Raw genomic sequence first — 18757 nt, forward strand, 5'->3', positions numbered from 1 at the left:
CCCTATTGCGCCGTCGTTGAAATAACGTCAACACGGGTCTCAAACTCGGTGGTGGCGTGAATAGACATACCTGGTTTGAAAAGGTGTTGCGCATTGTTGATTTCAACGTCGACAAAATAGGCAAACGTTGTGGGGTCAGGTTCGACACCAATACGGATAATTTGAGCCTGAATACGCTGTACTGGCTTAGCTTCAGACCAAAGTTGAATAGGCTGACCGACGTACAGGTCTTGAAGATCAAATTCGCTCGCAAGCAAACGCACGTTCAGTTGATCAATGTTTGTGAGTGTGTAAAGCATATCCCCTTGATTAACCCATGCACCATCGTCTACAAAGCGCGCGACGACGTAGCCATTTATCGCCACATTCACACGGGTATTCGCAAGATCCAACTGCGCTTTTTCTAACTCTATTTGGGCTAAGAGTAAATTGGCTTTGGCCGCCGCAAAATCTGCTGTCGCTATATCAACCTCGTTCTGAGACACATTCCTTTTCGCGTGCAACTCTTGATAGCGCGTGTAAACAGATTGCTTGATGTCCAAGTCCGCACTGACCAAAGCAACATTGGCATTTTGTTTACGCACCGCAAGTTTGAAATCTTGATCGTTAATCGTGGCGAGTCGAAGACCTTGGGTGACGATATCCCCGGTCTGCCAACTGACTTGTTCAATCACACCACTGACTTGAGATACGACTTTTAACGGTTCTTTGCTGATGGTTTTACCGATCAAATCCACCGCATGGCTATAAGATGAAAATGCCATTGCACAAAACACGCAGGGTAATAATCTTTGCTTCATCATCGCTCTCCCAAAATCTATTAGGTCTAGCGTAACGTCTTGAATGTAGAGTTTTTGTGAAATCAGATTTTGCCGGACACTGATGGCCGTGATTGAGGTTGCAGCAAACTTAGCAAATGCAAAAGATTTCACATAATTTCGACATTGGATTGATATGATAGAAGCCAAATGATTGAACACGCAGAGAACACGCCATGCTTGAACACAGTCGAATCCTTGTTGTGGAAGACAATGAAGAACTGCAAGGAATTCTCGCTGACTTCTTAGAGGTGAAAGGCGCAGAAACCGATTATGCAGACAATGGCGAGCTAGGACTAAAACTGGCTTTAGAGAATACATTTGATGCCATCATTCTTGATGTCATGATGCCCAAAAAAGACGGGATGCAAGTCGCTAAGGAGCTCAGAGAAAACGGGTGTACGACGCCTATCCTTATGCTGACAGCATTAAACGGGCAAGAAGATTTGATTAACGGTTTCGGCAATGGTGTTGATGACTTTGTAAGTAAGCCTTTTCAGTTCCCCGAGTTAGAAGTTCGTTTGAACGCCCTGATCAAACGATTTCGCGGTCAAGTTGCGCCTGCAACGCTGTCATTTGGCCCATTAGAGATCGACGAAAAAACAAAGATCATCAAGCGCGAAGGCCGCAGTTTGGCAGCCACGCCTATTATGTATCAAATATTGGTTGAGTTAGTTAAAGCACAAGGTGAACTTGTCTCTCGAGAAACCTTGATACAGAAACTCTGGGGCGAAGACGTACCCGATAAAGACGTCCTTAGAAGTCATATCTACTTACTGCGTAACATGCTTGATAAACCCTTTAAACGGGCGATGTTAATAACCGTACCTAAATTTGGTTTCCGTTTGGAGTATTGATGATATTCAAAAACCGAAAACCAAAGGTAAATAACGTCACTGCAGTAAAAAGGCGTTTAGTTCGTACATTCGCAATGGTTGCAATTACAACCTCCTTTATTGTTTTTGTCGCTTTTTCGTTAAAACTGGTAGCGGAAGAAGACAAGCAAATCGCCCTGCACTTAATGTCCTTTGAGAGCATGGCTAAAAAATATTATCAGCTAGAGCCCAACAAAATCATCAAAATAACTCCGAACATCACTGCATATTATGATCCAGCACAACTTCCAGATAGAGCGAAGGCAGAAATGCCTTACAAAAAGAATAAAGTCACACGAGTAAAATCATATTCTGAAGATGGTTTCATGGTCTTTCACAGTGAGTTTCTTTCCAACGGAAAAGTCATCCCATTGTATTTGGATGTTGATGCTCGAGCCATTGAATTTGGTGATGATAGTTGGGACATACTTTTAGTCGTATCAACATTACTCATGCTGTTTTTAGTGAGCGTTTTAAGCGTCTCGATCAAACGCATGTTCGATGAACTCATGTCGCCGATCGTCGAATTAAGTGAGCAACTGGCAGACAAAGACAGATCGGAGTTTTTCGTTTCAGAAAGCACGATTGACGAAATTAAACACCTCACTAACCACCTCAACAGCTATACACAGATGAAAGAAAGAGTGGTTAAGCAAGAAATGATGTTCGCAAAATACGCGAGCCATGAATTAAAGACGCCAATTGCGATCATTTCTGGCGCAGCAAGCTTGCAAGCGATGAAAGAGGAAGACGTTGTGTTTCAAGAAAAGCAACGTCAGAGAATTTTAGATGCTGCCAATAGGATGCACTCGACAGTAGAAATTCTTCTTAACATCGTAAAACAAGAAAACATCGCGTCAAACGATGAATGTTGGTCAATCACAGAGAAAGACATTCCAATTTCTGAGCTAAGTAAAAAAACAGAAACAAATGTGAATATTGATTTATCGCTCGATCCAAATACGACGATTAACCTCCCACCGTCTGTGCTCAAAATGATAATAAAGAACTTAGTAAATAATTCAGCCCGTTTTACTGACCAAGGTTCAATCACAATTTGTATTTCTACCGATAACATATCGGTTAAGGACACGGGTTCAGGGTTGTCGGATAAAAATGATACTGAACATGGTTTAGGCCTTTTAATCGTTAGGCGGTTATGCCGAGTGTACGGTTGGTCTTTCGAATTGAAAAATAACACTGACACCCAAGGTTGTATTGCTGTCATATCAAAGAACCCTTTATTCTAAGTATTTGCCTTGAATTTAACACTCTAATGGCTTCTGAAATTGAGCATCTTCAGGTTACTTGGGTATATATCCATAGACATTTATTCGACACGCCCGCCGATACAATGCAGTCTCTAATTAATCAGAGATGTTTATCATGAAAAAAAACCTTCTTTCACTGTCCATACTCTCTTGCTTCTCAAGCTTCTCTTCCGTTGCTGAGTTGGCGCCAGTAGCCGGATTTGGTGGTGAAATATCTCTAAACACTGGCTACATGTCTCAATCATCCAACTTCAATACGGATGATAAAGACGCGCTATCGAACCTGAGCGCTGAAGGACAATCCAACAGCGAAATGTTGGTGATCCCACTCGGTCAGATTAACTACACCTTCGGGGAAAACCTCGATAAACAGGCGTACATCGGTACTGCACGTGAAGATATTGCCGTGGGTGATTTCGCGTTTGAGATCGGCTACAAGCAGGCGTTCGAATCAGGAATGGTGATTGATGCTTCGTTTCTTCCTACCGTTGTTTCTGGTGAAACGTGGCGTGACCCTTACGTGTTGAACTCAACTCGCGAAGTGACTGATGAAACTGGCAATGCTTACCGCTTAAAACTTGAATCCATTGCGGGTAGCGATTTCACGCTGGATATGGCTTACGCAAACATTGATGTTAAGGATGAAGCATCAGGCTCTGCTTATAGCACGGTGGATCAAGCGAAGCTCCAACGAGATGGCAGCGTCATCTTCGTGAAAGCGGAATACAATTACATGCTAAACCAAACTTCTGGCCTTATACCCTCACTCAGCTACAAAGTCCGATCTGCTGATGGTGATGCCATGGCCTATAGCGCCTATGGAACAGACATTACTTATTTTAAAGTGTTAGATCGCCACCAGTTTGCACTTACCGCTGGCTATGAAACGCGCAGCTATGACGGAACAAACCCCATTTTCGACGAAACTCGCAGTGATAACGAAATAAGCCTATTTGCTGCCTATGAATACGACCAGTTTATGGACAGGGAAGATGTTTCGTTCATTTCCTTTGCAGGTTACGGCAGTAGTGCTTCAAATATTGATTTCTACAACGAGACCGGATACTTGGTTTCTGTGGGCGTAAATTACGCATTCTAATGCGACGGGTGGACCACTCAATCTGAGTGTTTCAAACAGCACTTTATCAATCGTTACCTGACTAATTGATGAAAGCCACCAGCGCAGCCTCTGACTGCGCTGGAAGTTTCTAAGCCGCAACAATAGAACACGTTTGTCTTCTCTAACAGACAAAAACCCGCTTCGGCCGCCGACTGCAACCGGAAAAAGCTGATCCAATCAAAAATTGTCTCCCATACGATACAGAAAAGTCTATTTAACCATACAGACGCTAAAGTGTAAGAAAAACGCAATACACCTTTTCTAGTTTACCCAGTGCACTGTCGTCTCAGGCAGGCAATAAGGTTCAATAAACTAGGGACAGAAAAGTATGGCATACGCAGAAGCCACCAATCAGCAGGCGGAAAAACCCGTCAGCTTTACGGTTTGGATAAAGATTGTCGCACTGATCTATCTACTACTGCTTGCGGTAGGAATGATCGGTACGGGCTTTAAATGGGCAACAGGCGGACAGGCACAAGAACTCTTTGAGTTTGCATCAAACCCTTTCACCGCACTGATCATTGGTACCGTTTGTACCGCCCTTATCCAAAGTTCAAGTACGGTAACATCCATCATTGTGGGGATGGTTGCTGGGGGCTTGCCCGTCGCTACCGCGATTCCAATGGTGATGGGCGCCAATATAGGAACAACCATCACCAACACCTTGGTCAGTCTTGGGCATGTTCGCAACAAAGAAGAGTTTAAGCGCGCCTTTGCTGCCGCAACCGTTCATGACTTCTTCAATGTCATATCAGTCGTTATCTTCTTGCCGCTCGAAATAGCCACGGGGTTCTTGCAGAAAGTCAGTGCATGGATGGTCGCGCCTCTATCCAATGCGGATGGCATGAGCATGGGTGATCTGAACGTTATGAAAGCCATCACCAAGCCGATTATCAAATCCGTGCAGGGTGCAATGGAGGTGTTGGGTGATCCTTGGGGCGGCATCGCAATGATACTGCTAGGTATCGGTCTGATTTTTGTCTCTATCACCTTTATCGGCAAGCTATTAAAAGTCGCCATGGTAGGTAAAGCGAAACAGATCCTGCACAACGCGATTGGACGAGGCCCGATGACGGGTATTTTCTCCGGCACGCTGATCACCATACTGGTTCAATCAAGCTCTACCACCACCAGCCTTGCCGTTCCCTTAGTGGGTTCAGGCGTATTTAAGGTCAGAGACATTTATCCCTTCACGCTTGGCGCCAACATAGGCACCTGTGTCACTGCCCTGCTCGCTGCCACAGCAGTGAGTGGTAATCTCGCCGACGCTGCTTTACAAATATCGCTCGTTCATCTGGTTTATAACGTGTTGGGCGTCGTGGTGATATTTGGCATTCCGATACTCAGAGAAATACCGTTAAGGGCATCCGCTTGGTTGGGTAACCTAGCTGCAGAGAATAAGCTCTATGCGGTGGGCTATATACTCTTTGTGTTCTTTATTATCCCACTGTTCTTGATCTTAGTGAGCTAGGAGGAAACTATGCCTGATTCAAAAATGTCATACGACGAACTGATTGAAGAAATTAACCGCGCTCGTCGTCTTCTGTCTCAGTTGGAGCTCGCAGCCAAAGAAGAGGAAGACCGCCAGAAACACCTGATGATCGACAATCTGGAATCCGTTATCGAAGATACCGAACACAATGGCGCCAATGTGAAGGAATTCTCTAAACTGGCCGCCAACGAACTGAAAGCACTGATAGAGAAGTTGCATAAGAAACTTCACGACTGATGATCGCGCCTCCTCCTGCACATGGGAGGGGGCGGCTACTTAGCGCGAATAAAAAAAGTTGGGTATATACCCAACTCGTAAAAATCGGTGTCAGCGGTATCGCAACACATTGTGGCGCCTTAATGCAAAGAGAGAGCCGCATTAGGTTGATGGTTATCCATCTTGTTACCCCCTGTTTTTCCTACAAAGCGCCAGATCCAGCTGACAAGAAAACTGATCGACGGTGTCCTCGAGTTTCCCACTGTTATCGAGATGAATCGCGTTGGCAGGACGCACCGCATCATAATGAATGGCACGCTCCAATCGCTGGGCGATATCGTCCATATTTTCTCTTCCCCTTGCTTCCAAGCGCTGCCGGAGCACGTCCGGGCTGACGGATATCCACACCACTTCAAGTTGCTCACCAAACATACCCTGAGCAAATGGCAAATAGGCGCGAGAACCATTCACCATCACATCCATGCCCGATGCCAACCAGTTTTCCACTTCGCTCCCCACACCGTAACGAAGTCCATTCGCCCGCCAATGCATGGAAAACAGTGCTTGCCTGATACGGAGTTCGAACTCAGCATCGGTCAGCGCAACATGATTTTCGCTGCCTGCCGATGCGGGTCGCGTAATGTAGCGATGAGCCACCATGAGCCTGTCACAAAATCGCTCCCTTGCAGCGTCAATCAGCGAGTCTTTTCCCGCACCAGAAGCCCCCAACACATAAAACAGCTTGGCCATTTTTTTATCCCGTTTTAGGGTTAGAACACGCGGCGTCCCTGACGCCAGACTTGCTGCACGTAAGGCTGATCATCATGTCGCTCAACCAGCAACAAATCTGCCCGCATTCCCTCTTTGATCGAGCCCCTGTCTGTAAGACTCAGTGCAGACGCTGGATTGCGGGTTGCCAGACAGGTTGCGGCAGCCAAATCCAATGCGTTGCGCTCGTCATCTGCGAGACGGAAAACGGCGTCAAGCAGGCTTCCGGGGAAGTAGTCAGACGATAAGGCATCTAACACGCCCAGCGATGCCAGTTCATGCGCTGCTACATTGCCTGAGTGCGAGCCGCCACGAACCACGTTCGGTGCACCCATCATGACTTTCAAATCAAGCTCATGGGAACGCTGCGCTGCTTCAACTGTGGTGGGGAATTCAGCCAGAACCAAGCCCAAAGCACGAGATTCTTCCACATGCGATCGTGTGGCATCATCATGGCTCGCCAATGGGATATTTCGTTCATGGCAAAGTTCAGCAATCGCACGTCGATTGGCATCAGACCACTGTGCAGACTTGACTCGCTGATCCATTTCGAACGCTGCCATTTCTTCGTCGTTGAGGTTGTATTTGCCCTGATAGTATTCGTAATACTTGGTGAGATTAACAAACTGACGCTGCCCCGGAGAATGGTCCATCAACGACACCATATGGGTTTGTTCCAAACCGAGGTAAAGCTTTGCCAGCTCAACGGTGGATTCATGGGGCAGTTCACAACGGATATGAACAAAGTGCTCGGCGCGGTTCAAGCCTCGTTCGCCGCTTTGGACAATGGTATTGATCATCTTATCGAGGTTGTCCTGACGATGACCACCATCGCGCACATCACCGACAGCAATCGCGTCCAAAACGGTTGTAATACCCGCACCGATAAGCTGTGCGTCATGCGCCGCCATGGCCGAGAAAGCAGGCCAACTGACTTTGGGACGCGGCGTAAAGTACTTTTCAAGATTGTCGGTGTGCAGTTCAATCAGCCCCGGCATCAACCATCCCTGATTGCCATCGATAGCCCCCGATTGCTGGCTCGGCGAGTCGGACATCGCGCGAATGATGCCGTTCTCAACTTCTAACGAGCCATTGACGACTTCGTCTTCCAACACCAGTTGAACATTGGTAATGATCATTGTCGCTTCCTTCCCTTAGGCCTTTTTCAAAGTTGCGGTTGAAATGTCGTAGTACTTATCTGCCACCTGCTGACGTACATATTCGTCATGGAATATGCCAACAATCGCAGCGCCGCCTTGCTTGGCTTCCAGAATGAGTTCAATCACCACATCTCGGTTCTTTTCATCCAATGACGCTGTTGGCTCATCCAGCAGCAAAATCGGTGAATCAACGATAAACCCGCGAGCGATATTTACACGTTGCTGCTCGCCACCAGAAAAGGTCGCTGGCGCTAAGTGCCAAAGATGCTCCGGCACATTGAGGCGCTTCAACAAAGCACCTGCTTTTTCGCGCGCAACATCCTTGCATTCCCCTTTTTCGACCAAGGGTTGCGCCACAACGTCTAGTGCACTGATACGCGGGATAACGCGGAGAAACTGGCTGACCCAGCCCAAGGTGTTCTTGCGCACATCCAGAATGTCGCGGGGCAGCGCATTGGCAATATTCACCCAATGCTCACCACATGCTGCATTGTGATGGCGCACATTGATTTCACCATCATCCACGAGATAGTTCGCATACAGCGCACGCAGTAAGGTACTTTTCCCAGCGCCGGAACGACCAAGCAATACCACGCACTCTCCTTTGTCGACAGCAAAGCTGGAATCCGCGAGCACCGAAAGCTTCACGCTGCCCTGATTGTGGAGGACGAAGGTTTTGCTGACGTTCGACACGGTTAGCATGGCTTTAGGTGCCATAGTGATGTTTGTCATGATCTTTCTTACCCCTGCAATACTGATGACACGAGCAATTGCGTGTAAGGATGTTGCGGATCATCAAGCACCTGATCCGTTAATCCCGTTTCCACAATCCGGCTCCCTTTCATCACCACCAGTCGGTGTGCAAGCAATCTTGCAACAGCCAAATCATGGGTGACGATAACCACAGAAAGCCCCAAATCCGTCACCAGGTTTCGAATCAAATCCAGCAGCCTTGCCTGCACAGAGACATCCAGCCCACCTGTTGGCTCATCCATAAAAATCAGCCTTGGATGCGTCACCAGATTCCTCGCAATTTGCAGTCTTTGCTGCATGCCGCCGGAAAAAGTGATCGGCATGTCATCAATACGATCCGTTGGAATTTCAACTTGAGAGAGCCAGTCCAGTGCCTGTTCGCGGATATCACCATAGTGCCGATTCCCGACCGCCATTAATCGCTCACCAATGTTGCCGCCTGCGGAAACTCTAGGGCGTAAACCATCCAGCGGGTGTTGGTGAACCACGCCCCAATCGGTACGCAACAGCCGACGTCGTTCACTTTCAGACAGCGCGTATAAACTGGCTTGCGAGCCATCACTGAACTGATAGTTCACGGCACCGGAATCGGGTGTTTCGCGTCCTGAAAGCACACGCAGTAAGGTACTTTTTCCTGAGCCAGATTCGCCCACAATGCCCAGCACCTCGCCAGGCCATAAGTCGAAAGAGATCGCCTGACAGCCCTTGCCCGGCTGATAAAGTTTGGTGAGGCTTTGCACTTCTAAGAGCGGTTGCATGTTTAGTGCTGGCCTCGTCGCGCTGTCGCGACCTAACTCTGTTACAGACATGTGCGTTCCTCCTCTTGCTCTTCTTTCAACGCATTCAATGCCTGCTGTTCATTGCAGTAATCCGTATCGGAACACACGAAAATCCGGTTACCTTTGTCATCCGTTACCACTTCATCGAGGAAGCTGGTTGTTGACCCACAGATGCAGCAAGGCTCATCCCATTGTTGGATTTCAAACGGATAGTCTTCAAAATCTAAACTCTTCACATCGGTGTAAGGAGGAATGGCGTAGATGCGCTTCTCGCGTCCAGCACCAAAGAGTTGCAGTGCAGGCATCTGATCCATTTTCGGATTGTCGAACTTCGGAATGGGCGATGGATCCATGATGTAACGGCCGTTCACACGCACTGGATAGGCGTAAGCGGTCGAGATATGACCATAGCGCGCAATATCTTCATATAGCTTTACATGCATCACGCCATATTCTTCAAGTCCGTGCATTTTTCGGGTTTCCGTTTCACGCGGCTCGATGAAGCGCAAAGGCTCAGGGATCGGCACCTGATACACCAGCACCTGACCTTCACTGAGTGATTTTTCAGGAATACGGTGTCGAGTCTGAATTAACGTGGCCTGCTCGGTGCGTTCAGTGGTTTCAACGCCAGCCACCTTTTCAAAGAACTGGCGGATGGAAACTGCGTTAGTGGTGTCGTCAGCGCCTTGATCGATAACCTTTAGCACATCTGGTTCGCCGACGATGGCCGCGGTGATTTGAATACCGCCGGTTCCCCAACCATAAGGCATGGGCATTTCGCGGCCACCAAATGGCACCTGATAGCCGGGAATCGCAATGCCCTTCAGCAATGCGCGTCGAATCATGCGCTTGGTTTGTTCGTCGAGATAGCCAAAGTTATAACCGCTTTGAACGGCTTGCGTATTCATTGCGCTTCTCCTTCGCCCGATGCTTCACGGGCATCAAATTCTTTTTGAAGCTTACGGATCAGTTCGAGCTCGGATTGGAAGTCCACGTAGTGCGGCAATTTCAGGTGACTGACAAAGCCCGCCGCTTCCACGTTGTCCCCATGGGAAAGCACAAACTCTTCGTCCTGTGCGGGGCCTTGTGGCACCTCATCGTATTCGCCGCATTGCAACGATCTGTCTACCAACGCCATCGACATGGCTTTACGTTCAGAAAAACCAAACGTGACGCCGTAACCTCTAGTAAATTTCGCTTTGTGCTTCTTGCTGCCTGTGAAGCCATTGATCATCTGGCATTCGGTCATTTCGATATCGCCAATTTCAATCGCAAAGCCTAATTCTTCAGGGACGACTTCAAGCGTGACTTTCCCAGAACGAATTTCACTGGCGAACGGGTGATTGCGCCCGTAACCTCGCTGGGTGGAATAGCCCAGTGCCAGTAAAAAACCTTCATCACTGCGGGCAAGTTGCTGCAGCCTCGCGCTGCGGTTTGCCGGGAAGGCTGGCGGCTCCATGGTGATGTCGTCGGGTGCTTTGCCGTTATCTTCCTCTTTCACCGTGAGGTCGAGGTTTTCCAGAATGCTCATCACCCTTGGGCAATGCGCCATGTCTTCGCTATCACTCGTTGTGTTGGCTTCATCGACTTCCCCGCCCTCTGCCAATAAAGCAAAATCAAGCAAGCGATGGGTGTAGTCATACGTTGGCCCGAGTACTTGCCCACCTGGCAAATCTTTGTAGGTGGCGGAAATGCGACGCTCGATTTTCATCGCTTCGGTGTTAGCGGGTTCAGTCACGGCCAAACGCGGCAAGGTGGTGCGATAAGCGCGAAGCAAAAAAATAGCTTCCACCAAATCTCCGCCCGCCTGCTTAATCGCCAAAGCCGCAAGCTCTTTGTCATAGATGCCGCCTTCGGTCATGACACGGTCAGTCGCGCCCGCCAGTTGCTCGGCAATTTGCTCAACATTCAGCGCCGCATGAGCGCGTGAGCCACGGCGTTTTTTATCCTGTAATTCATGTGCGGCGGCGATGGCTTTCTCCCCCCCTTTTACAGCGACATACATGTGGCCTCCTCATTTTCCAGCGCCACTTCTGTGGAGCGCGGCAATGCAACAACATCACTGCCAGACGTAAACAAAATGTCGATTCCGTGAGGAAATTGGCTGCGTTTTGTCACCAGCGCTGAAAGGAACAACGGGCTCAAGCCTTTCACTTTCGTTTGCGTCGTTGATTGGATGCCAGGCCCGCTAAGCGTCAACGCATCGCCTTCTGTCAGGCTTTCCACCTCTACTATCAAGGTGGTGCTTCTGTCGGGGTAATGCTCACTCCCGACATTGAAACCGTCAAAATTCTCCAGCTCACTGCATTTTGCCAGCGCAAAAACAGAGTCGGCCTTATGCTCTGTGAGTGGTGCCGAGCAGTGAAAACGAACATTCTCAACCAAAGCTTCATCACCTTTAAAGTGGCGCGAGAACCATAAGTTGGTCACGTTGTCTGCCAACGTCAGCAATACCTGCGTAGCAGCACGACTGGTAGTACCAAACTGGGCGGAATAATTCAGTGAAACGCGTTTTCCTGGGCGCGACATCGCCTCCATGAGTTCACGAAAAACCTGCTGCGCATCATGCACGGGGGATTCAAAACCCGCGGTTATCTTGCTCATTCGTCCTCTCCCCTCACCATGGTGAAAAAGTCGACTTTACTGGTGGCCACTTCCCTTGCACGCAACTGCTCTTGTTCTGCTTTTTCTACGGCGAGTGGCATTATCAACGTATCTTGTAGAACATCCTGTGCCGCGGTTTGCATCATTGCATCCACCACAGCAGCAAGCTCTGCATGCTGTTTATTTCTTCCCGTGACATAGCTATAACCCAGCTCGCCGCTTTCCAATCGAACCACAGCGCGGGTGATGGTGACGTCGCCCATATTAAAGGCACTGCCTGTGCCACCCATTTGGGCTCGAACCTGCGCTAAGCCAAGCTCAGGGGCGCGAACCAATTGGTATTGCGCCGTCAGAGCGAGATTTTCCCAACGCGTTATCAGTGCATTGGCATCAGTTCTGGCAAGGACTGACATCCAACGCTGGCGCGGTGTTTGTTGTTTCTGTTCCATTCAGTGCTCCAAAACAATTTCGACCAGATCAGATCGCGTATGGGATGATGAAAACTCCACGACCCGGTCGGTTCCTGTGATCACGTTAGTGGTTTTGAACACCATGATGGGTGTCTTGCCGGACAACTGAAGCAAACGGCAATCGGTCTTTTTCGGCATCATGGCTCTCAGTCTTGTACTTTTTCGAGTGAGGTGAATACCCAGTTTGTCTTTGAGAAAAGCGTGCAGCGAACCCACTTCGAAATGTTTCACTGCTGGCCACCATTCGAGTTCAGCAAGGTAGTGGTCGATAACACTCGCTGGCATGCCGTTGATCTTACGAAGCGTGCTCAGCTTGATGATCTGCGATTCCAACTCAACGCCAAACATCCCCGCCATTTTCTCATTCGCTGCCACCAGCCCGCGGCTTATCACTTGGCTTGTCGGCAAACTGCCTTGCTCCAATAAGTTGTCAGTAAAATGCGCGCCGGGATGCAGCGGGTAGTCATAGGGTTGACTGATCACCATGTTGCCGCGTCCCTGCTGGCGCTCGATGAGACCAGTAAAAACCAGTTCGTCGATAGCGCGTCTCACTGTGTGCCGATTAACGACATATTTCTTCGCCAGTTGGGATTCAGGCGGCAGGTAGTCCCCCGCTTGATAATGGCTGCGAACTTCCTGTTCGAGATCTTTGGCGATATCTAAATACACTCGCATGGTTAATCCCTCTGTATCCCTTTGTGCTTTCGGGTTATCTAGACAAGTTGAATCAAATAAAAAGCTGGTCTGTCAGATAAACATCTTGCGAATGTACTGGGATGCAAAGTCGATCAAACTCACTGTTACAATCACGATCAACATGATGGCGGCGGTCTGCTGAAACTGAAATCCGCGAATCGCTTCCCAAAGCATTACACCAATGCCACCTGCCCCCACCATGCCAACGACCGTGGCTGAGCGAACATTCGACTCGAATCGGTACAAGGTGAAAGAAATCCACAGTGGCAATACCTGAGGCAACACTCCGTACATCACTTCCTCAATTTTGTTAGCGCCCGTTGCCCTTACCCCTTCGACAGGCCCAAGATCAATGGCTTCGACGGCTTCCGAGAACAACTTTGCCAACACACCCGTGGTGTGAACAAACAGTGCCAATACCCCAGCAAAAGGGCCCAAACCTACTGCAACGACAAACAACATGGCGAACACCATTTCATTGATGGCGCGCGCGGCATCCATCAAACGGCGCGTCGGCTGGTAAACCCACCAAGGCACAATGTTTTCGGCACAAAGCAACCCCAGAGGAATCGAAAGAAAGACTGAAAGTACGGTGCCCCAAATCGCAATTTGAATTGTGATCAGGGTTTCTTCGACATAAAGCCCCCAGTGAGTGAAATCAGGCGGAAAGAAATCAGATCCCAGTTCAGCCATGTTTCCAGCATCTTTGATGAGTTGCGCAGGGTTCATCTCAGATCCCTGCCAAGACCAGGCAAGCACGACGGCGACAAGCAACATCCCGACAAAGCGTTTCCAATGGGATGTTTGTGGCTCAGTTATAACGGCGGTATCACTGCTCATTTTTATATTCCATCAAGCTAAATTCCCATGTTAGGGAGAAGAGCCGGAACATTGCTCCGGCTCGGGTAACGCTTTTATTCCATCGCATCCAGTGCGCTCATTTGGCGATTCAGGGCAGCCAACGTACTTTTGATGTTTACCAGCTCTGCCGCTTGTTCATCAGAAAGCTTGTCTTGGTTGCTCAGGCCATTGAGTTGCTTGTACAGCGCCAATTGGCGGATAGGCAGGAGTTGTAAGTCGCTTGATGGTTTGAACGGTGCCCAATCCAGCGCTTTCAGAATGGCCACTTCCTTCGCATCACCCGTTGTGCCGTAATTCATGAAGAAGCTGTAGATATCTCCTTTCACGTTTTCTGGCAGGTTCTTACGCCATACTATGGGGTCAGAAGGGATAAGCGGAGACTGCCAAATGATTTTGATATCTTTAAATTTTTCAGGATTAGTGCGTTCGAAACGACGCAGGTTTTCAGTGTTGTTAGTCGCAACATCCACTTGCTGGTTGAATACCGCAAACAGGTTCACTTCGTGGCTCGAGTTCAAGGTGCGCTTGAAGTCAGTCGGTTGAATGTTGTTTTTTGCAAACACGTAGTAAGAAGGCACGAGAAAGCCAGACGTTGAGTTTGGATCGCCATTGCCGAAAGCCAGTTCACTGCGGCTTGCAATCATGTCTTCAACACTGTTTATTGGGCTGTCTTTGTGCGCCACCAGCAGGCTCCAGTAACCTGGATTACCCTCTGAATCGACGGTTTGCGCAAAGATCTCACCACCTGAGCGGTCAACCGCTTCCATCGCTGACTTGTTACCAAACCATGCAACGTCGACTTTGTTGAAACGCATGGCTTGGATAATGCCTGCGTAATCAGGGGCAAAGTAAGCTTTCACTTCCAGACCCATTTTTTTGCTCATGTCGTCTAGGAACGGGTCCCACACTGATTTGAGGTTTTGCTGGGATTCAGTAGAGATAATACCGAAATTAAGGGTGTCCATTTTTTCATCTGCAGAAACGGGTGCAGCAACAGCTGCAGCCAGCATGCCTAGTCCACAGGTGATTTTGCGTAGTGTTCGTAACATCGTCATCGTCCTTTGTGTGTTAACGGTTTAGCTGATGATAGAAAGTGGCGCTTTTTTCAAAGAAGCTGATTGTTCTTCCATACCAACTTCCAGTGTCATTCCCAATTTACTGCCATAGAGTTCGGCCAGTGCCTGCTTGTCGATAGCGGCACTTTCGCCTTGGTAGAAGATTTTTCCGTCGCGCAATGCGACAACGTGTTGGCAATATTTGAGGGCGTGATCAACCTGATGCAGCGTGACGATCACAGGAATACCCTCGCGTTGGTTGATGTCGCTGAGTAGCTCCATCACGATGCGGGAAGATTCGGGGTCTAAAGAAGCAATGGGTTCGTCCGCAAAAATGATTTTGGCTTTTTGCGTTAATGCGCGGGCAATAGCCACGCGCTGTTGCTGACCACCGGAAAGTGTAGAAACGCGCTGATGAGCGAAATCCTGCATGCCGACACGCTCAAGTGCTGCCATCGCATCCGCTCTCTGTTGCTTGGTGAAGTTTCCGGTGATGGTTCGCCAGAAAGGCGTGTAGTTCAACGCACCAATCAGCACGTTGGTCATCACAGATAACCGATTGACCAAGTTGAACTGCTGGAAAATGTAACCGGCTTGGGCACGACAATCGCGAACCTGACCTGAAGCCCGTCCATGGCTTTGCACCGTTTTGCCAAGTACTTGAATCTGCCCATCCTGGGTTTTATCTGAAAATACCAAACCGCTGAGATGGCGAAGCAACGTCGATTTGCCTGAACCAGAAGGCCCCAGTAGCGCCGTCATTTCTTTGTGTTGGATTTTGAGGTTGATCTGGTCGAGCGCTTTGTTTTTTCCAAACGTCTTCGACAGACCATTCACTTCGATAATGCTATCCATGTTTTCAGGAACCTCGTTATGTGGTGTCCCTATCGTGTGGTCTGTATGTGTCGTTTATATAACAGTGCGGTGTCAAAACGGTGGCAAAGCGAGGGGGAATGAAACAGGTCTAAAGCCGAGGATCGCCAGCAGCAAAGAGTTTGTTCCTAAGACATCTAGATAAGTTCGAGCACTTGTCTAGATAACCGATTAACGAAATGTTCATGGAAGTATCACATGTTATGAGGCGCACTGGTCATGACCAGTGCCACCATGAAAAAACGACGTTAACGTCGACAGTTGAGTGAGGGAGGTTTGTATAGAAGCGCGATGCAGAAACGCTTTGTAGCGTTGGGTTTAGTTGCTTGATCTACAACTCACGACGAAGATGGCTGCCCGTTTGATCTTCAACTAACCGAACAACGGATAAATGCGGTGCATCGTTGCCATATTTCGACAACGCTTCCTCGTAGCTAGAATAGACTTTGTCGCCTAATTCTAATGGCACTGTCAGGTGAGCACCCAACTCGCTGATAAGACGCATATCTTTGGTGGCAAGCGCCAATGTGAACGACGGATCGTAGCTACCATCCAAGACTTTCGGCACATAGGATTCCACGACATAGCTGCTCGCACAGCTGTTTTTCAGTACATCCCACAAGGTATCAAGATCCAAATCCGCCTGCTTACCCAGCATCAGCGCTTCACCAATACCTTGTGCAACCAAATAATTAAGGTGAAGCTGACAGAGCTTTCCAACATACCCTGCGCCACTTGGCCCCATCTCGACCCGTTTCGCTGTGAAGGCACTCAGTACGTCTTCATATCTATCTAAAACGCAACGCTTGCCACCTACCAGCATGGTCAGTGTGCCTGCTTGTGCGCCCTCGGAACCGCCAGTGACAGGCGCATCGACCATCACCAATCCATGAGGTGCTTGCGCTTTCAGTGCCTCCCAATCAGACAGCGCGTTAGTGCTGGTTTCAAACCACACATCGAGCGTTTCGATATTGGCGAAAATCCCTTCTTCGCCCAAAGCAACGGCATTGATTTCCTTTGCGGTGGGTAATGAAGTGAACAAAATCGAACAACGCTGCACGAGATTTGCCACACTCTCGCCATCAATCGCACCTTCTGCCACCAAGCTATCAACAGCCTCTTGGTTGATGTCCAATACCCGGAGTTTGTAGCCGTGTGTCTTGCTCCATTGAAGAAGGTTAGACGCCATGCCGCTACCCATTTTACCTAGACCGATAAATCCGATATCCATTAAAAGCTTACTCCTCAGTCCATAAGGTTGTCGGCGCGTATAACGCTTTCGCGTTCAAAATGAATGGGTAACGCTTCGCCATACACCGTTTTGGAATGATGAGGACGGTTCACCGCATAAGGGTCTGTTACATAAGTCGGCAAGGCGATGATGCGCTCTGTTTTGCCCACAATGGGCGTCACGCTGTGCAAGGAATATCGCCCTTTAAAAAGCTGTAAATCACCGGGTTCAAGCGTCAGCACATGGACGGGTTGACGTCCACCAGACAACACATCTGCCACGCCATCGAAATTCTCGTCATGCGGGTTTCGAATGTTAGGGCAGTATTCAAAGTCGCCCCCGCCTTCGCTTTGCTGAACAAGAATGCTGACCGTGAATTCATTGCCATCAAAATGCCAAGGGAAATGATCGCCCTCTTGCATCACGCTATAAGGATTACGCGCCAAAGGATCCGCCCAGCGGTATATAGGCGCAACACCCAAACATTCCGACAGAAAGTGCACCACGACATCGCTGTCATAGAACTGACGCAGCAAAGACTGCGATTCGAGCCTGTCAGAATTGATGAATGAGCTTCTTCGGCTCATGAAATGACGTTTAGGGTGAGTCGCATCCAGTGACGCATCGTCTTCTGAAAAATAGGCGTTCACCGTGTCTTCTGAGCGTCGAATCTCTGTGCTGAGTCGTTCAACTTCCGCACGCATCGTATTGATCGCCACGGGTTGCATGAATTTGGGAATGTGAGCACAACCCGTTTCAGAAAGAGACTGACGACATCGGTCTATGAGCACTTTTCGCTTTGGATGGTGAATATCGTGGATGGGGTAAGTGTCTAAATCTATCAGTGCATCCAGTGCGATCTCCGCGGCAGAAAAAGCGCTGGGTACCTGGGCATAAAGATTTTGTAGCGTCATGTCTTCATCTCCAGATCGTCAGAGTTTATAGGAACCATCCAGCCGGTCACACAGCCGCAGTAACGCAGGCCATTCGTACATGCCCGGAGAGAATGCTTCATACTGCTTGGCGCTGAGTTTCCAGATATCCTCTGGACCAGGATCGATGTCAAAGCGTGCGCCATTAAGCTGAATCGCCACTTCGCAAAGTCTAACGAGGTAATACATATTCATGAAAGCCTCGCCCGCCGTTTTCCCGACCGCGAGAAAACCGTGGTTACGCATTACCAAACATTTGTTGTCGCCTAGATTTTCTGCAATGCGGAAACGTTCATCAGGATCGACCGAGAGCCCTTCCCAATCGTGGTAACCGACTTTCCCAAACAGCATCGATGAGTCTTGCACCCAGAAAGGAATTTCCTTCATCGCCGTCGCAGCGATGGCACTTTTCGGATGGGCATGGAAAACGAATTTGTTTTCGGCGTGATTGAGATGAATAGCGCTATGGATGATAAAGCCCGCCGTGTTGACATCTTTGGGCCCTTCGAGAACGTTGCCCTCTTCGTCGACTTTAATCAGGTTGGATGCGGTCACCTCGTCGTACATCAGGCCAAAACGGTGCATATAGAAGTGATGTTCTGAGCCCGGCACCCTTGCCGTAATATGATTCCAGATGGTGTCATCCCAACCAAAGTGCGCGGTAAGCCTGAACATGGCCGCCAAATCGACTCTGGCATTCCATTGCTGCTCTTCAAGTGATGGCGTTAGCTCTCTATCCATAATTGCTATCCTCTGTGCGCCTTTGTTGGGTAACTATCCGCC

At 48.9% G+C, this 18757-nt stretch carries 21 protein-coding genes; 5 read left to right on the top strand and 16 right to left on the bottom strand.

Annotated elements, in window-relative coordinates; all coding sequences use genetic code 11:
* Window positions 1-2 precede the first annotated feature (2 nt).
* On the bottom strand, window positions 3-800 hold the full coding sequence (locus Q365_RS0123590) for an efflux RND transporter periplasmic adaptor subunit (RefSeq protein WP_051563865.1): 798 nt from the start codon (window positions 798-800) through the stop codon (window positions 3-5).
* A gap of 194 nt (window positions 801-994) precedes the next feature.
* Between Q365_RS0123590 and Q365_RS0123595 the strand changes: the two genes are divergently transcribed.
* The 5 genes from Q365_RS0123595 to Q365_RS0123615 all read left to right on the top strand — a co-directional run bounded on the left by Q365_RS0123595 (window position 995) and on the right by Q365_RS0123615 (window position 5813).
* Window positions 995-1675 (top strand): response regulator transcription factor, encoded by a 681-nt coding sequence (locus Q365_RS0123595; protein ID WP_028025678.1) that lies wholly within the window; start codon window positions 995-997, stop codon window positions 1673-1675.
* A complete protein-coding gene (locus tag Q365_RS0123600; protein ID WP_028025679.1) occupies window positions 1675-2943 on the top strand; it encodes an ATP-binding protein in 1269 nt (422 codons plus the stop codon). The genes Q365_RS0123595 and Q365_RS0123600 overlap by 1 nt, the downstream gene beginning before the upstream one ends.
* A 136-nt stretch (window positions 2944-3079) precedes the next feature.
* Window positions 3080-4063: a DUF2860 domain-containing protein gene (locus Q365_RS0123605; protein WP_245621604.1), complete on the top strand. Its 984-nt coding sequence runs from the start codon at window positions 3080-3082 to the stop codon at window positions 4061-4063.
* 349 nt (window positions 4064-4412) lie between these two features.
* Complete coding sequence (locus tag Q365_RS0123610) at window positions 4413-5555, top strand: Na/Pi symporter (RefSeq protein ID WP_028025681.1); 1143 nt, start codon at window positions 4413-4415, stop codon at window positions 5553-5555.
* A gap of 9 nt (window positions 5556-5564) precedes the next feature.
* Complete coding sequence (locus Q365_RS0123615; protein WP_028025682.1) at window positions 5565-5813, top strand: hypothetical protein; 249 nt, start codon at window positions 5565-5567, stop codon at window positions 5811-5813.
* Window positions 5814-5978: 165 nt separating this feature from the next.
* On the opposite strand, the gene phnN is transcribed toward Q365_RS0123615, so the two are convergent.
* The 15 genes from phnN to Q365_RS0123690 all read right to left on the bottom strand — a co-directional run bounded on the left by phnN (window position 5979) and on the right by Q365_RS0123690 (window position 18715).
* Window positions 5979-6542, bottom strand: coding sequence for a ribose 1,5-bisphosphokinase (phnN, locus tag Q365_RS0123620; protein WP_028025683.1), 564 nt, complete (start codon window positions 6540-6542; stop codon window positions 5979-5981).
* A gap of 20 nt (window positions 6543-6562) precedes the next feature.
* A complete protein-coding gene (gene phnM / locus Q365_RS0123625; protein WP_028025684.1) occupies window positions 6563-7699 on the bottom strand; it encodes an alpha-D-ribose 1-methylphosphonate 5-triphosphate diphosphatase in 1137 nt (378 codons plus the stop codon).
* A 15-nt stretch (window positions 7700-7714) separates the two neighbouring features.
* Window positions 7715-8452, bottom strand: a complete 738-nt coding sequence (gene phnL, locus Q365_RS0123630; protein WP_245621605.1) for a phosphonate C-P lyase system protein PhnL — start codon at window positions 8450-8452, stop codon at window positions 7715-7717.
* Window positions 8453-8460: 8 nt separating this feature from the next.
* Window positions 8461-9282 carry a phosphonate C-P lyase system protein PhnK gene (gene phnK / locus Q365_RS0123635; protein ID WP_028025686.1) on the bottom strand — a complete coding sequence of 274 codons (822 nt, stop codon included), beginning with the start codon at window positions 9280-9282 and terminating at the stop codon, window positions 8461-8463.
* Window positions 9273-10160 (bottom strand): alpha-D-ribose 1-methylphosphonate 5-phosphate C-P-lyase PhnJ, encoded by an 888-nt coding sequence (locus Q365_RS0123640; RefSeq protein WP_028025687.1) that lies wholly within the window; start codon window positions 10158-10160, stop codon window positions 9273-9275. Before Q365_RS0123640 ends, phnK begins: the two co-directional genes overlap by 10 nt.
* Complete coding sequence (locus Q365_RS0123645; RefSeq protein ID WP_028025688.1) at window positions 10157-11257, bottom strand: carbon-phosphorus lyase complex subunit PhnI; 1101 nt, start codon at window positions 11255-11257, stop codon at window positions 10157-10159. Before Q365_RS0123645 ends, Q365_RS0123640 begins: the two co-directional genes overlap by 4 nt.
* Entirely contained in the window at window positions 11242-11856 is a 615-nt protein-coding gene (gene phnH / locus Q365_RS0123650) for a phosphonate C-P lyase system protein PhnH (RefSeq protein WP_028025689.1), read from the bottom strand. Before phnH ends, Q365_RS0123645 begins: the two co-directional genes overlap by 16 nt.
* On the bottom strand, window positions 11853-12305 hold the full coding sequence (gene phnG, locus Q365_RS0123655) for a phosphonate C-P lyase system protein PhnG (RefSeq protein WP_028025690.1): 453 nt from the start codon (window positions 12303-12305) through the stop codon (window positions 11853-11855). Before phnG ends, phnH begins: the two co-directional genes overlap by 4 nt.
* Window positions 12306-13001, bottom strand: a complete 696-nt coding sequence (gene phnF, locus Q365_RS0123660) for a phosphonate metabolism transcriptional regulator PhnF (RefSeq protein ID WP_028025691.1) — start codon at window positions 12999-13001, stop codon at window positions 12306-12308.
* Window positions 13002-13073: 72 nt separating this feature from the next.
* Window positions 13074-13862 (bottom strand): phosphonate ABC transporter, permease protein PhnE, encoded by a 789-nt coding sequence (phnE, locus tag Q365_RS0123665; protein ID WP_028025692.1) that lies wholly within the window; start codon window positions 13860-13862, stop codon window positions 13074-13076.
* A 74-nt stretch (window positions 13863-13936) separates the two neighbouring features.
* Window positions 13937-14932: a phosphonate ABC transporter substrate-binding protein gene (gene phnD, locus Q365_RS0123670; protein ID WP_028025693.1), complete on the bottom strand. Its 996-nt coding sequence runs from the start codon at window positions 14930-14932 to the stop codon at window positions 13937-13939.
* A 27-nt stretch (window positions 14933-14959) separates the two neighbouring features.
* Window positions 14960-15793, bottom strand: coding sequence for a phosphonate ABC transporter ATP-binding protein (gene phnC, locus Q365_RS0123675; protein ID WP_028025694.1), 834 nt, complete (start codon window positions 15791-15793; stop codon window positions 14960-14962).
* Window positions 15794-16142: 349 nt separating this feature from the next.
* A complete protein-coding gene (locus tag Q365_RS0123680; RefSeq protein WP_028025695.1) occupies window positions 16143-17042 on the bottom strand; it encodes an NAD(P)-dependent oxidoreductase in 900 nt (299 codons plus the stop codon).
* 14 nt (window positions 17043-17056) lie between these two features.
* Window positions 17057-17956: a HalD/BesD family halogenase gene (locus Q365_RS0123685; protein ID WP_051563857.1), complete on the bottom strand. Its 900-nt coding sequence runs from the start codon at window positions 17954-17956 to the stop codon at window positions 17057-17059.
* Window positions 17957-17974: 18 nt separating this feature from the next.
* Complete coding sequence (locus tag Q365_RS0123690) at window positions 17975-18715, bottom strand: class II aldolase/adducin family protein (RefSeq protein WP_028025697.1); 741 nt, start codon at window positions 18713-18715, stop codon at window positions 17975-17977.
* Window positions 18716-18757 lie beyond the last annotated feature (42 nt).

The sequence above is a fragment of the Enterovibrio calviensis DSM 14347 genome (assembly GCF_000621165.1).
Taxonomy (GTDB): domain Bacteria; phylum Pseudomonadota; class Gammaproteobacteria; order Enterobacterales; family Vibrionaceae; genus Enterovibrio; species Enterovibrio calviensis.